This window comes from Cryptosporangium japonicum (assembly GCF_039524755.1).
GTDB classification, from domain to species: Bacteria; Actinomycetota; Actinomycetes; order Mycobacteriales; family Cryptosporangiaceae; genus Cryptosporangium; species Cryptosporangium japonicum.
In genome coordinates, this window is sequence record NZ_BAAAGX010000014.1 from 213,691 (window position 1) to 225,963 (window position 12,273).

The 12,273-nt window shown below is 72.6% G+C and carries 14 protein-coding genes; 4 read left to right on the forward strand and 10 right to left on the reverse strand.

The features are described 5' to 3' along the window. Nucleotides 1–2: 2 nt before the first annotated feature. The 3 genes from ABD437_RS17770 to ABD437_RS17780 all read right to left on the reverse strand — a co-directional run bounded on the left by ABD437_RS17770 (nucleotide 3) and on the right by ABD437_RS17780 (nucleotide 2,262). Nucleotides 3–284, reverse strand: a complete 282-nt coding sequence (locus ABD437_RS17770) for a 2TM domain-containing protein (RefSeq protein WP_344649951.1) — start codon at nucleotides 282–284, stop codon at nucleotides 3–5. A gap of 98 nt (nucleotides 285–382) precedes the next feature. Continuing rightward, a complete protein-coding gene (locus ABD437_RS17775) occupies nucleotides 383–1,324 on the reverse strand; it encodes an aminoglycoside phosphotransferase family protein (protein ID WP_344649952.1) in 942 nt (313 codons plus the stop codon). A gap of 23 nt (nucleotides 1,325–1,347) precedes the next feature. Then, nucleotides 1,348–2,262, reverse strand: coding sequence for an alpha/beta hydrolase (locus tag ABD437_RS17780; protein WP_486304008.1), 915 nt, complete (start codon nucleotides 2,260–2,262; stop codon nucleotides 1,348–1,350). A 91-nt stretch (nucleotides 2,263–2,353) separates the two neighbouring features. Here ABD437_RS17780 and ABD437_RS17785 point away from each other — a divergent pair, with 91 nt between their 5' ends. After that, nucleotides 2,354–2,800, forward strand: a complete 447-nt coding sequence (locus ABD437_RS17785) for a MarR family winged helix-turn-helix transcriptional regulator (RefSeq protein ID WP_344649954.1) — start codon at nucleotides 2,354–2,356, stop codon at nucleotides 2,798–2,800. Here ABD437_RS17785 and ABD437_RS17790 read toward each other — a convergent pair. Both ABD437_RS17790 and ABD437_RS17795 read right to left on the reverse strand, forming a co-directional pair. Beyond that, nucleotides 2,768–4,867, reverse strand: a complete 2,100-nt coding sequence (locus tag ABD437_RS17790; RefSeq protein WP_344649955.1) for a cytochrome P450/oxidoreductase — start codon at nucleotides 4,865–4,867, stop codon at nucleotides 2,768–2,770. The two genes, ABD437_RS17785 and ABD437_RS17790, sit on opposite strands and share 33 nt — an antisense overlap. A 160-nt stretch (nucleotides 4,868–5,027) precedes the next feature. Next, complete coding sequence (locus tag ABD437_RS17795; protein ID WP_344649956.1) at nucleotides 5,028–5,633, reverse strand: TetR/AcrR family transcriptional regulator; 606 nt, start codon at nucleotides 5,631–5,633, stop codon at nucleotides 5,028–5,030. A gap of 71 nt (nucleotides 5,634–5,704) precedes the next feature. On the opposite strand from ABD437_RS17795, the gene ABD437_RS17800 reads away from it, so the two are divergent. Further along, entirely contained in the window at nucleotides 5,705–6,871 is a 1,167-nt protein-coding gene (locus ABD437_RS17800; protein WP_344649957.1) for an FAD-dependent oxidoreductase, read from the forward strand. 10 nt (nucleotides 6,872–6,881) lie between these two features. Here ABD437_RS17800 and ABD437_RS17805 read toward each other — a convergent pair whose 3' ends face one another. Beyond that, entirely contained in the window at nucleotides 6,882–7,307 is a 426-nt protein-coding gene (locus tag ABD437_RS17805) for a MarR family winged helix-turn-helix transcriptional regulator (RefSeq protein WP_344649958.1), read from the reverse strand. A 70-nt stretch (nucleotides 7,308–7,377) separates the two neighbouring features. On the opposite strand from ABD437_RS17805, the gene ABD437_RS17810 reads away from it, so the two are divergent. Together ABD437_RS17810 and ABD437_RS17815 are read left to right on the forward strand one after the other, a co-directional pair. After that, nucleotides 7,378–7,746: a VOC family protein gene (locus ABD437_RS17810; protein ID WP_344649959.1), complete on the forward strand. Its 369-nt coding sequence runs from the start codon at nucleotides 7,378–7,380 to the stop codon at nucleotides 7,744–7,746. 133 nt (nucleotides 7,747–7,879) lie between these two features. Continuing rightward, complete coding sequence (locus ABD437_RS17815) at nucleotides 7,880–9,067, forward strand: cellulase family glycosylhydrolase (protein ID WP_344649960.1); 1,188 nt, start codon at nucleotides 7,880–7,882, stop codon at nucleotides 9,065–9,067. A gap of 5 nt (nucleotides 9,068–9,072) precedes the next feature. On the opposite strand, the gene ABD437_RS17820 is transcribed toward ABD437_RS17815, so the two are convergent. From ABD437_RS17820 to ABD437_RS17835, 4 genes are all read right to left on the reverse strand, one after another. Next, the gene (locus tag ABD437_RS17820; RefSeq protein WP_344649961.1) at nucleotides 9,073–9,489 is read right to left on the reverse strand and encodes a hypothetical protein; all 417 of its coding nucleotides are present in this window, start codon (nucleotides 9,487–9,489) and stop codon (nucleotides 9,073–9,075) included. A gap of 92 nt (nucleotides 9,490–9,581) precedes the next feature. Beyond that, complete coding sequence (locus tag ABD437_RS17825) at nucleotides 9,582–10,667, reverse strand: NAD(P)/FAD-dependent oxidoreductase (protein WP_344649962.1); 1,086 nt, start codon at nucleotides 10,665–10,667, stop codon at nucleotides 9,582–9,584. Further along, on the reverse strand, nucleotides 10,664–11,383 hold the full coding sequence (locus tag ABD437_RS17830; RefSeq protein ID WP_344649963.1) for a GntR family transcriptional regulator: 720 nt from the start codon (nucleotides 11,381–11,383) through the stop codon (nucleotides 10,664–10,666). The genes ABD437_RS17825 and ABD437_RS17830 overlap by 4 nt, the downstream gene beginning before the upstream one ends. A gap of 32 nt (nucleotides 11,384–11,415) precedes the next feature. Continuing rightward, nucleotides 11,416–12,234, reverse strand: coding sequence for an oxidoreductase (locus ABD437_RS17835; protein ID WP_344649964.1), 819 nt, complete (start codon nucleotides 12,232–12,234; stop codon nucleotides 11,416–11,418). Nucleotides 12,235–12,273: the final 39 nt, after the last annotated feature.

Consider the following 12,273-nt stretch of genomic DNA (forward strand, 5'->3'; position numbering starts at 1 on the left):
GCTCAGTCCAGGCCGGACCGGCGGTGGTGCAGCCGGTCCATCTCCCGCTCGATGCGGGCGTCGTCGAACTCGGACGGGTGGGAGACCGCCCAGGCGTGGAACGCGAGCCCCACCGCCCACGGCAGCAGCCCGGTGAGCGGCCAGAAGAAGATCGACCGGAGCCAGATCAACCAGACCACGATCAGCACCAGGGTGACCAGCACGAACCACAGGGCGTGCACCTGCAGACCGCGTTTCCTGCGCAGTTGCCGGACGGCTCGTGCTCGTTCCGGATCAGTTGTCACCGGGACCTCCTCCTCGCGCTGTTCCACACGGCAGGGATGAGATCGCAGTCCACTGGAAATCCGCTGGAACGCGAGTCCAGCGCGGTCCCGACGACGAGCTACGCGCCCCTCAACGCCCGCGTCAGGTTGTGCTCGGCGACGGCGGCCAGGAACGCCCGGCCGGGGACGCCGCCGTCCAGGAGCCGGAGCGGACCCGCGGTCAGCGACAGCCGCTCGGCGAGCCGGTAGAGCGCGAGCCGGGCCTCGTCCAGCCCTTCCGCGCGGAGGGGCCGGTAGGCGTCGTGCAGGCGGATCTCGAGGAAGGCGTGCTCCCACTCGACGTCGAAATACATCACGCCCTCGAGGTCGATCAGGACAGGGTGGCCGTCCGCGCCGATCCGGACGTGATCGGGGCCGAGTTCGCCGTGGACGACGGCGTACTCGGCGCGTGGCCGCACGTCCTCGGCCAGGCTCGACAGGCGCTCGAGCAACCGGTCGTGGGCGTCGGCCACCCGGTCGTCGCGGGCGGCCGCCTCGGCGAGGTCGCCGATCGCCCGGTCGAGGACGACCGCCGGGCACGACGTCCCCCGGGACGTCCCGCCGCCGTCGACCACGGCGACCTTGCCGTACGTCGGTGCGCGGTAGCGCGCCATCGCGTCCAGCGACTCGGCCAGCCGGGCCAGGACCGGAGCGGCCGCATCCGGGTCCCGGGCGAGCAACTGTTCCAGGTTTTCACCGGGGAGATCCTCGACCAGAACGAGCCCGTCCGCGCCGACGAAGCGGATCTCCGGGACCCGGACCCCGAGCGCCCGCAGACGGGCGTGCGCGGCCAGGAACTGGTCGGGTCCGAGGCCGGGGGAGAAGGGATCGGTGAGGTCGTCGTCGCCCTCGGCCGGTGGCCAGAAGTTCTCGGTGTCGTCCCAGCGGTAGGCGATCACGGTGGTCGCGTCGTCCATCGTTAAGCGGTAGACGCCCTTCTTGGTGCCTCCGGTGAGTCGCTCGACGGACTCCAGACGCCGTCCACGGCCGAGGGTGGCTGTTGTCCAGTGCTCGCGGGTCATCGGTCGAAGCTAGCGTGGTGTGCTCAGAGGTGGGCCCGGTAGAACGTGGCCAGGCGGGCCACGGCCGGGTCGACGTAGCGTGGTTCGTCGTACATCTCGTAGTGGCCGGCGCCGTCGACGACCATCAGGTCGACCGGGTTCGGGGCGAGTTCCCAGAGCTTCATCCCGGCCTCGTACTGGCCGGTGTTGCCCTTGCGGCCGGCGACGATCACCTGGAGGGGCTGGGTGAGCAACTCCTCGACCAGGTGGAACGCGTCGTAACCGAGGAGCAGGGCGTCGCCGCGGGAGAGGCGGCGGTTGGTGGAGTGGGCGTTGCCGCCGCGCGGCGTCCGGTAGTACGTGACGGCCTGGGTGGTGTCCACATCGGTGAGCCCGGCGGCGTTGGCCTCCTCGAGCGTGTCGGGCAGCCAGTTGACGCGGCCCAGCGTGCCCGCGGCCACCTCCGTCGACCGCGCCGCGGCGAGAGCGTCGAGCGCCGCGACCGGGCCGTCCGGGGCGAACGCGGCCGAGCGCCAGGACGTGCCCATGTTGCCCGCCACCACGGTGCCGAGCGCTTTGATCCGGTGGTCGGTGCGTGCGGTGTGCACGGCGTAGCCGCCACCGGCGCAGATGCCCAGCGCCCCGATGCGCCCGGCGTCGATGCCGGGCACGGTGCTCAGGGCGTCGATGGCGTAGGAGATGTCCTCGCCGCGCCGGTACGGGTCCTCCAGGTCGCGCGGTTCGCCGCCGCTCTGCCCCTGGTGGGCCGGGTCGAACGTGAGCGCGGCGAACCCGTGCCGGGCCAGCCGGGACGCGTAGTTGGCGCCGATCTGCTCCTTGACGCTGCTGCCGGGGGTGGAGAGCACGACCGCGGGCAGCGGGCCGTCGGCGTCGTCGGGCAGGTACAGATCGGCCGCCAGTTCGAAGGTCTCGCGCGGGACGGAGAGGTGCCGGATCACGGGTCGATCTCCTTCTCGATAAGGTTGTTCACAGAGCGCACTAGTTCGGTTTGGAACTAGTTCAGAACCGTACCACCTCGAGGACGTGCCGATGGCCGACGACGACTCCGCCCAGTTGTGGAAGCTCAACCAGCGCCTCCTCACCCGCGTGATGAACGCCGCCGAACCGCAGCTGGCGGCGCTGGGCATCGAGACGAAGGAGTTCTTCGTCCTCGACGAGGTCGACACCTGCCGCTATCCGGCCGAGCTCGCGGCGAAGCTGATGCTGCCCAAGGCGAGCATCACGACGTACCTGCGTAACCTCGTCGCGGCCGGCCTGGTGCGTCGCGAGATCGACGAGGGCGACCTGCGCCGTCACCGCCTCGCGACGACACCGCGGGGCCGGGAGGTGCTCGAGCGGGCCCTCGCCGCGCTGGCCGGCGAGTTCACCACGATGATGTCCCGCCTCGACGCCCACGAGCGCGCCGAGTTCCGCCGGACCCTGCTCAAGCTCCTGGACACCGGCTCAGACGTCGAGGGTGATCGACGGGGTCCGTGAGCGCGACACGCACGGCAGGAGATACGTGCCGGCCGCGCGTTCGGCCGCGGTGAGCACGGAGTCGCGGTGCTCGGGCTCACCGGCCAGCACCCGCACCTCGCAGGTGCCGCACGTTCCTTCCCGGCAGGTCGAGGGCACGTTCGCGCCGGCCCGGTTGATCGCGTCGAGCACCGACTCGCCCGCCGCGACGGTAACGGTCCGGTTCGAGGCGGCCAGCGTGACGTCGAACTCGCCGTGGGTCGTCGGCGGGAGCGGACGGGGCGCGAACCGTTCGGTGCGGACGCCCGGCGCGAGCGCCTCGACCGCCGCGACGAGCCGTTCGGGGCCGCAGCAGTAGACCGCGGTGTCGGGGTCGGTGCCGGCCAGCAGCGCGGCGAGGTCGAAGCGGCCCGGTCCGGACCAGAGCGTGACCCGGCCGGGATGGCGTTCACGCAGCCGCGCGGCGTAGGGCATCGACGCCTCGCCGCGCCCGAGGTACACCAGCCGCCACGGCTCGACCGTGCCCAGCATCGGCAGGAACGGCGTGATCCCGATGCCGCCGGCGATGAACAGGTGGCGCCGGGCGTCGACGAGCCCGAAGTTGCTGCGCGGCCCACCGAGGCGCACGGTGTCGCCGACCGCGAGCCGTTCGTGCACGTGGCGGGACCCGACACCGTCCCGGCGCACGGCGATGCGCCAGTGCCGTTCGGCGGGGTCGCCGCACAGCGAGTACGACCGGACCAGGCCGTCGCCGAGGTGGACGTCGATGTGCGCGTCGGGCTGCCAGGGCGGGAGGTCGCCGGCGAGTTCGAGCTCGACGACGTCGTCGGTCAGCGCGGTTCGTCCGGTGATCGTGGCGGTCAGCGGAGCCGACCGGCGGCGGGTGGCCCGGCGCGGTGCGGGGTCCCAGCGCAGCGGCAGGTGGGTCAGGCCGCGCGCGGACGAGACCGGTCCGTAGGTCAGGTCGGCGAGCGGTGTGGCCAGGCGCAGGCCGGGCAGGCGTTCGTGCAGGACACGCAGTTCGGTGCGGAGCAGCAACCGGGCCAGCGGGGCGCCCAGGCACGCGTGGATGCCCTGGCCGAACCCGAGGTGCGCCGGCGCGGAATTCCGGTCGGTGCGCAGCTCGGCGGGGGAGTCGAAGCGGGCGGGGTCCCGGCTCCCGGACGCGTAGGCCAGGAACACCTGCTCGCCCTCCCGCAGTGCGGTGCCGCCGAGCGTGGTGTCCCGGGTGACCCGGCGGGGCATGCCGGTGATCGCCGACTCGAAGCGCAGCAGTTCCTCGAGGGCGCGGGCGCGGGTGTCGTCGTCGTGCTGGGCGGCCCGGTACGCGCCCGGGTGGGACAGCAGGTGGGCCACGGCGGTGCAGATCAGGCTGGACGTCGTCTCGTGCCCGGCCAGCAGGAGGCCGGGGAAGAGCGACAGCATCTCGAAGTCGGTCATCGTGACCTCGCCGGCGTCCCGGACGTTCCACACGTGGCTGATCAGGTCGTCGCGTCGCTCGCGGCGGCGCTCGTCCATCACCTGCCGGACGTAGTCGTGCAGCTCCAGATAGGCCCGCAGTTTCTCGGCCGGATCGACGTGCGCGTAGTGGACGTCGCGGGGGCCCAGCGTGGACGAGAGGGCCAGGCCGATCCAGTCCGCGCGGGCGGTGTCCAGGCCGACGACGTGCGTGATCGTGGTCAGCGCCAGCGGGAGTCCGAACTCGGCTTTCAGCTCGGCCGCACCGCGGTCGGCGAAACCGTCGACCAGGCCGTGGGCCGCCGCGTCGATCCAGGGCTCGTAGCGGACCAGCCGGCGGGGCACGAAGAACGTGTTGACGGCCGACCGCAGCCGGTCGTGCGTCGGGTTGTCGTGCCCGATGAGCGTCCCCCGGCCGGGGATGCGTCCGGCGAGGAACTCCGGCAGTTCGGGCACGGTGGGGGCCGAGGAGTAGAGGTCGGGGCGGTGCAACGCCTCCACCACGTCGTCGTAGCGGGAGACGACCCAGCTGTTCAGCGCGGTGCTCCAGGTCAGACCGGACGTGGTGCGGGCCCGGGCCAGGTCGTCGAACAACGCGGCCGGGTCGCTGAACGGGCACTTTTCGGACATCGAGGTCCTCCGTCACGGGGCACCCACCCGTGACGACAGGAGCAGCACAGGTGGGACGCGAATGGTCCTGTGCTCGCCCGGTGCCGTACGTGGCACCGAGAGGGATTATTCGCGTCGGCCGTCGTGCCGGGCGCCCTCACCCCACCGGTGGCCTGCGAGCTTACCGGATCAGGTAGCGCACGGCGAGGTCGCCGAGGCGCGCGACGAACGCGTCGTCGTCCTCGGGGTGCGGGGTGGCGAAGCCGGGCCCGTAGGCGATGCGCAGGATGACGGCGGCGAAGACGGTGTCGAAACAGGCCCACGCCTCGACGTCGGTGGACGGCGCCGGCGCGAGCAGGTCGACGAACGCGGCGCCCAGCGACCTGCTGTAGCCCGAACCCCGGCGCCGGACCTCGTCGTGCGACGCCGAGAGCAGCACGATCGGGCGCAGGAACTCCTGGTGACGCAGCGGCACCCCGACGATCGCGGCCACGACCGCGCGCACGAGCTCGGCCGCGGGCAGGCCCGGATCCGGCGCCACCAGTCCGGCCTGGTCGGCCGACAGCCGCGCGATGCCGTGCTCGTACACCGCGAGGAACAGCGCGTCCTTGCTCCTCGTCCGGGCGTAGATGGCCGGTGGCGCGACGCCGGCGCGGTCGCACACCGCGGCGATCGTGAACGCCTCGTAACCCTCCTCGGCCAGGATCGCGACGCCCGCGTCGAGCACCCGGTTCCAGGCCTCCCGGCTGCGGCGCTGTTTGGGCGGCGTGACGTGCAGATCGGCCATTGACAGAACGATAGTGCGCGCTACAGTTCCACGCTAACAGTAGTGGTCACTATCGTTCTGGGGGTTCGGCGATGACGGTTGCGGTGCTCGGTGCCGGACCCGCGGGCATGGCCGCGGCGCTCGGGGTGTTGAAGGCCGGCCACGACGTCGTGGTCTACGAGCGCTACCGGGAGGCCCGTCCGGCCGGGAACATCCTCAACCTCTGGCCGCCGCCGCTGAAGGCGCTGCGTGCGCTCGGCGTCGACACCGAGGACCTCGGCACCCCGACCGACACCCAGTTCCGCAACCTGCGCGGCCGGGTGCGGGTCACCGTGAAGCTCGACGAGGCCGTCCGGGCCACCTACGGCGGCGGCTTCATCGGCCTGCTCCGGCCCGCGCTCTACGAGCGCATGCTCGCGGCGCTGCCCGCGGACGTGCTCCGCTTCGACCAGCGGGTGACCCGTTTCGAGGCGGACGACCGCGCGGTGACGCTGCACTTCGCCGACGGCACCACCGCCGAGCACGACGTGCTGATCGGCGCCGACGGCATCGACTCCCTCGTCCGGCGCACGCTCTGGGGTGATTCGCCCAAGCGCGAACACCGGCTGCACATCGTCGGCGGGTACACCTACGCCGAGGTCCCGGGCACCACGCCGAACTCGTGCGTGCTCACCCACGGCCCGGCCGTGCAGGGCAGCTGGACCTCGATCCCCGGCGGTCACCAGTGGTGGGTGCTCGCCGCGACCGACCCGGCCGCGCCGCCGCCGCCGGATCCGCACCGGGTGGCCGCCGCGCTGGCCGAGGGTTTCCCGGCGCCGTTACCCGGGCTGATCGCGGCCACCGATCCGGCGCACGTGCAGCGCTGGGTGCTGCGTGACCGGGTCCCGCTGACGCAGTGGTCGGTCGGCCGGGTGACGCTGGCCGGCGACGCGGCCCACGCGACCTCGCCGTACGCCGCGTACGGGGCCGGGATGTCGATCGAGGACGGCTACTTCGTCGGTCGCGCGCTGCGTGGCGTCGACCTGGCCGACGCCGACGCCGTGCGCGTCGCGCTGCAGTCCTACGAGGACCCGCGGAAGCCGCACACCGCCCGCCAGGTGCAGCAGGCCTGGCTGCTGGGCAAGGTGTTCCACCACACGCCGGCGCCGCTGCGTCCGCTGCGTGACTTCGTGTTCGACCACACGCCGTTCCTGCAGAAGGTGGCCGGTGACACCAACCCGGGGGAGATCAGCAAGCAGCTCGCGCTGATCGAGGACTGACCGGCGGAGCTCACCGGCCGGCGAGCGCGTCCCGGCAGGTGGTGAGCAGGGTGTGGAGTCGCCGGGCGTCGGCCGGGGAGAGCCCGCCGGTCATCCGTCCGGCCACCGCGGCGACGCCGGTGCGGGCCTCTCCGAGGAGCGCGACCGCGGCGCCGGTGAGTTCGGTGGCGCGCTCCCGGCGCGGGCCCTGGTCGTCGGAGCGGGTGATGAGCCCGCGCTTCTCCAGGCCTTGCAGGACGATGTTCGTCGACTGCCGGGACACGAACACCCGCCGGGCGAGCTCCGACCCGGTGATGCCGGGGGTGTCGTGCAGGGCCTGGAGGCAGGCGTACTGCGGCACGGTCAGTCCCAGCGGGCGGAGCACCTCGTCCATCCGCTGGTGCAGGATCGCCTGCGTCTCCTTGATCAACACGCCCAGGTTCTCGCTCGCCGTCATGTCAACAGTTTGACACTGCGCGAATCCAGTGTCAGTGTATTGACACTGACTCGACGAGAGGACCACCGCCATGACGACCATCGGCCCCGACTTCGTCTCCTTCCAGGTGCGTGACCGGGAGGCGTCCGCGCGCTTCTACCAGGAGCTCGTCGGGCTCAACCGGCTGCCCGACCCGAACCCCCACGCGGCGGCGTTCTCCGCCGGCAACGGGGCGTTCGCGGTGCGCGACCCGCTGCCCGGAGTGGACCTCGACACGATCGGTCAGCTCGGTGCCGGCGTCGGCGTCTGGTTCCACAACGAGGACGCGGCCGGCGTCCACGCCCGGCTGGTGGAGCGGGGCGTGCCGATCGTGCAGGACCCGGCCGAGGGCCCGTTCGGTCTCACGTTCGCGTTCCGCGACCCCGACGGCTACGTCGTCACGATCCACTCCAAGGCCTGAGAGCGGCGGCGCGGAGTTGCCCGCCGGGTAGCGTGCGGCGCCGCACCCGGGGCGCTCCCGGCCGGCACTCGGACGGCCGCGGCGACGGACGATCGGTTTCCTGACGACGAACCAAGGTCAGGAGAACACGTTGATGAACCGCCGATCTCTGTTGGGTGCCGCCGCGGTGACCGTGCCGGTCGTCGCGGGCGCGGTGATCGTCGGTGAGTCCCTGGACAGTGACCGCCCGGCCCCCGTGCGTGAGGAGGCCGTGGGCCAGGCGCTGGTCGTGCCGGCCGTGAACCCGGCGCCGCCGGTGGTGGGGGCGCAGTTCCACGGCACGTGGGAGATGTACTGGAACGGCCTGACGCCGAACGCGATGTTCACCAGGCACCTGGACACGCTCGCGGCGCAGGGCGTCCAGATGATCCGCACCGACGTGGGCTGGTCGTCGGCGCAGCCGACGAACGCCGCCCCGGACCCGAACCAGTGGTACCACAAGCGCCTGGCGACGGTGATCGACGCGGTGCGGGCGCGCGGCATGCAGATCTTCCTCACCGTGCACCAGTCGCCGGCCTGGTCGCGGCCGGGCACCGGCAGCGAGGTGAAGCAGTACCCGGCCGACCCGAATTCGATCAAGCCGTGGCTGACGTTCGTCGCGCAGACCTACGGCGCGAAGCTGGCCGCGATCGAGGTGTGGAACGAGCCGAACCTGTCGGAGTTCGTCGGCATCAGCGACGCCTACCAGCGGGCGGTGAAGTACGTGCCGCTGCTCAAGGCGTCCTACGCCGCGATCAAGGCCGGCCGGGCGTCGCTGCCGGTGATCTTCGGCGGACCCTCGCAGACCGACGACGGGTTCATCCGCGACTGCTACGCGCTCGGCGCCCGCGGCTCCTTCGACATCATGGGTGTGCACCCCTACCAGGGCAACCAGACCAAGCCGCCGGAGTCGACCGACATCACCGGCAAGGCCCGCATGACGAACATGCCGGCGATCATCAACCTGATGGCCGCCAACGGGGACGCCGCGAAGCCGATCTGGTGGACCGAGTTCGGCTTCAGCGTGCACGCGAACGACACGGTGCCGGCCGGCCAGGTGTGGCTGTTCGGCGTGCCCGACGACGCCACGGCCGCGTCGTACCTGTCCCGGTCGTTCTACCTGGCCTGGCAGCAGTGGCCGCAGGTGAAGCTCGGGGTCGTGTACTGCGCGTACAAGACGCCGTCGGACTCCTACGGCCACCAGTACGGCTTCCGGATGATCGAGCCCGACGGCACGGCCAAACCGCAGCTGCAGGCCCTCGCCGCGATCCGGCAGGCGTTCGGCTCACTGCAGACGCTCTGAGCGACCTACTCGATGAACTGGTAGTCGCGAGCGATGCGGCCGTCGCGGTCCAGCACCAGGACCTCGCACCCGACGGCCGCCACCTCGCCGTCGTCGTGTCCCACCATCTCCCAGTGGAATTTCACGACATCGGCGAGGCGCTCGGCGTCCGGCCGGGCCCGGAACCGGTAGGCCCCGGGCGCGACGAACGAGTCGTACGCCCGGCGGATCCGGAACTCGAGCGATTCCGCTCCCCGGGCCTCCAGTGTGGACCGGTCGAACCCCAGCTCGGCCGCGGCCTTCCGCAGCTCCTCCGGTGGTTGCAGGACGTGGACACCGTCGGGGGCCCACAGCTCGGCGATCCGGGCCCGGCGCCGGTCGGCGTCGGGTTCGTTCCACACCGCGGCGTACCGGTCGGCGAGGAACTGCGCGGCGGACGACATGACGGGCCTCCGGGAGAGCCGGGTGACGCGGACGGTTCGACTCTGCGCGGACCGCGGCCAGCGGACAATTCCCGGCCGGGAATCGTCGCGTCTCAGCGGGGCGTCGACGCGAAGCGGGACAGGCCGAACTCGGCCAGGGACCCGTGCCGCCGGCCGGTGAGCACCTCGTCGGCGACCACGTCGGCGAGATGGGCGGCGAGCGTGACGCCGCTGTGCGTCGCGACGGCGTACGTCCGGCGGTCCGGGGTGACCCAGTCGGCGATCGTGAGCCCGTCCTCGGGCAGGACGCGGGTGCCGAGCCCGACGCTCTGCGTCGTGGTGTCGTTCAGCGCCGGGAACAGCCGCCGGGCCCGCTCGAGGAGGAGCGCCGGCACCGTCCAGATGCGGGGGTCGTCGAGGGCCCACTGCCCGCCGGTGGGCTGGTCGGCGTAGGTGATCCCGCCGTTGCGTGCCGGGCGCAGCGCGATCCCCTCGGCCCGCACCAGGTGCGTGAGCCCGGCGTCGACGGGCGCGGTGGTGCTGATGATGCCGACGCTGGCCCGCGACGCGTCCGCGACCGGGAAGTCGATCCCGGCGCGGCGCAGCAGGGCGCGTGAACCGTTGCCCGCGGCGACGACCACGGTGTCGGCGTCGAACTCGCCCCGGTCGGTGACGACGCGCCCGGCGCGGACCTCGCCGACGCGGTGGTGGGGGAGGAACGCCGCCCCGGCGGCGACGGCCCGGTGCAGCAGCGTGAGGCACATGGTCGGCACGTCGAGCCAGCCTTCGGCGGCGTAGCGGGCCGCTCCGACCAGGCCGTCGGCCGACAGCGACGGCTCGAGCGCGACCACGTCGGACGGCGTGAGCAGTTCGGCGGCGTAGCCGACGGCCGCGAACCGGTGCACCTTCCGCGTGAGGGCGTCCAGCTGCTCGCCGGTGTGGGCGAGCTGGATCGTGCCGGACCGGTGGAACCAGCGTTCGCCCGCCCGCTGGTGCGCCTCGATGCCCAGCACGTTGAGCCGCCGGTACGACTCGGGCGCCTTGTTGTTGGCGTTGATCCAGGCGAACGTGGCCGCGCTGGTGCCGGACCCGGCTTCGGCCGCGTCGACGACGGTGACGGCGGCGCCCCGGCGGGTGAGCTCGTCGGCGAGGGCGCAGCCCAGGACGCCGGCTCCGACGATGATGACCGTGGGTGTCATGACGCGCCTCCCGGTTCGGTGTACTCGAGGTAGAACTCCAGGGCGCCGGGCCGCAGGTAGTAGGCGGCGGACTCGGCGATCCGGCCGTCGGGCTGCCACATCAGCCGGCGTCGGCGCAGGGCGGCCGGGCCGGGCTCGATCTCCAGCAGCCCGGCGTACTCGCCGTCGAGCAGGACCGGGTCGAAGTACATCCGCGACCGGGCGATCGGCACGTCGTGGTCGGCGAGGTAACCACGCACGGACACCGTCTCGAGCTCCTCGTCGAGCAGGTGGGGGACGAGCCGGAACGGGAGGGCGGCCACCTCGACGACGATCGGCGTCCCGTCCACGTCGCGCCGGACCCGCACCAGCTCGGTCACCGCCTCCTCCGGCGGCACGCCCGGCACCGCCACCCGGGCCCGCCCGGCCGGGACGATCCCCGCGGAGACCACCGACATCCGCCCGGGCAGCCCGGCGCGGTCGAGCCGCGGGTCCACCGACCGCATCAGGTTGATCTGCCGGGCGCCCTCCGCGACGTGGGTGCCCAGGCGCTTGCGACGCACGACCAGCCCGTCGCGGGCCAGGTCGTTGAGGACCCGCTGGGCGACCGACCGGCTGACCTGGTGCTCGGCCTGCAGCTCGGCCTCGGTGGGCACTCTCGCACCGGGTTCGAGGTCACCGGACAGGATCCGGGCCTCGAGCTCGGCGCGGATCTTCTGGTGCAGGCTCGGCGGCACGCAAATGACCGTACAAATAAATTTATGATCGGTCAATGGTCGGTCGAGCGGGAAAGGTCCTCCCATACCGCCAGGTCACGATCGACGGCGTCGCGGCCGGCCCGGATCGTGCGCAGCGCGTCGGAGCCGAGCACGAGGTGACGCGGCGGCTCGGGCTCGTCGAGGATCCGCAGCACGGCGGCGGCCGCGCGGGCCGGGTCGCCGAGCTGCCGGCCACTCGCGGTGCGCCGGGCGTCGCGGATGGGGTCGAACAGGTCGTCGTAGTCGGGGATCGTGCGCGGCACCCGGGTCATCGAGCGCCCGGCCCAGTCGGTGCGGAACGAGCCGGGCTCCACCGCGGTGACGTGGACCCCGAAGCCGGCGACCTCCTGGCCGAGCGACTCGAGGATGCCTTCGAGTGCGTACTTGCTGCCGCAGTAGGCCGATACGCCGGGAAAACCGGCGAGGCCACCCATCGAGGTGACGGCCAGCACGTGGCCGCGTCGGCGTGTGCGCATGCCGGGCAGGACGGCCTGGATCGTGGCCACCGCGCCGAAGACGTTGACGTCGAACTGGGCCCGCAGGGCGTCCAGCGGGGTCTCCTCGAACGTGCCCTCCAGGCCGTACCCGGCGTTGGCGATCAGCACGTCCACCGGGCCGACGGCCGCGCCCAGCGCGAAGACGGCGTCGTCGTCGGTGACGTCGAGGACGTGGGCCCGCGCCCGCCGCGGGTGGAGCGCGGCGAAGGCGGCGGCGTCGGCGCTCGTGCGTACCGTGCCGGCGACGGTGTGCCCGGCCTCCAGCGCGGCCACCGCGAACGCCCGGCCGAGGCCGCTGCTGACGCCGGTGATCAGAAAGTTCTTCGTGGTCATGCCGCCAGCCTGCGGCGCCACCGGGTGCGCAACCAGGAC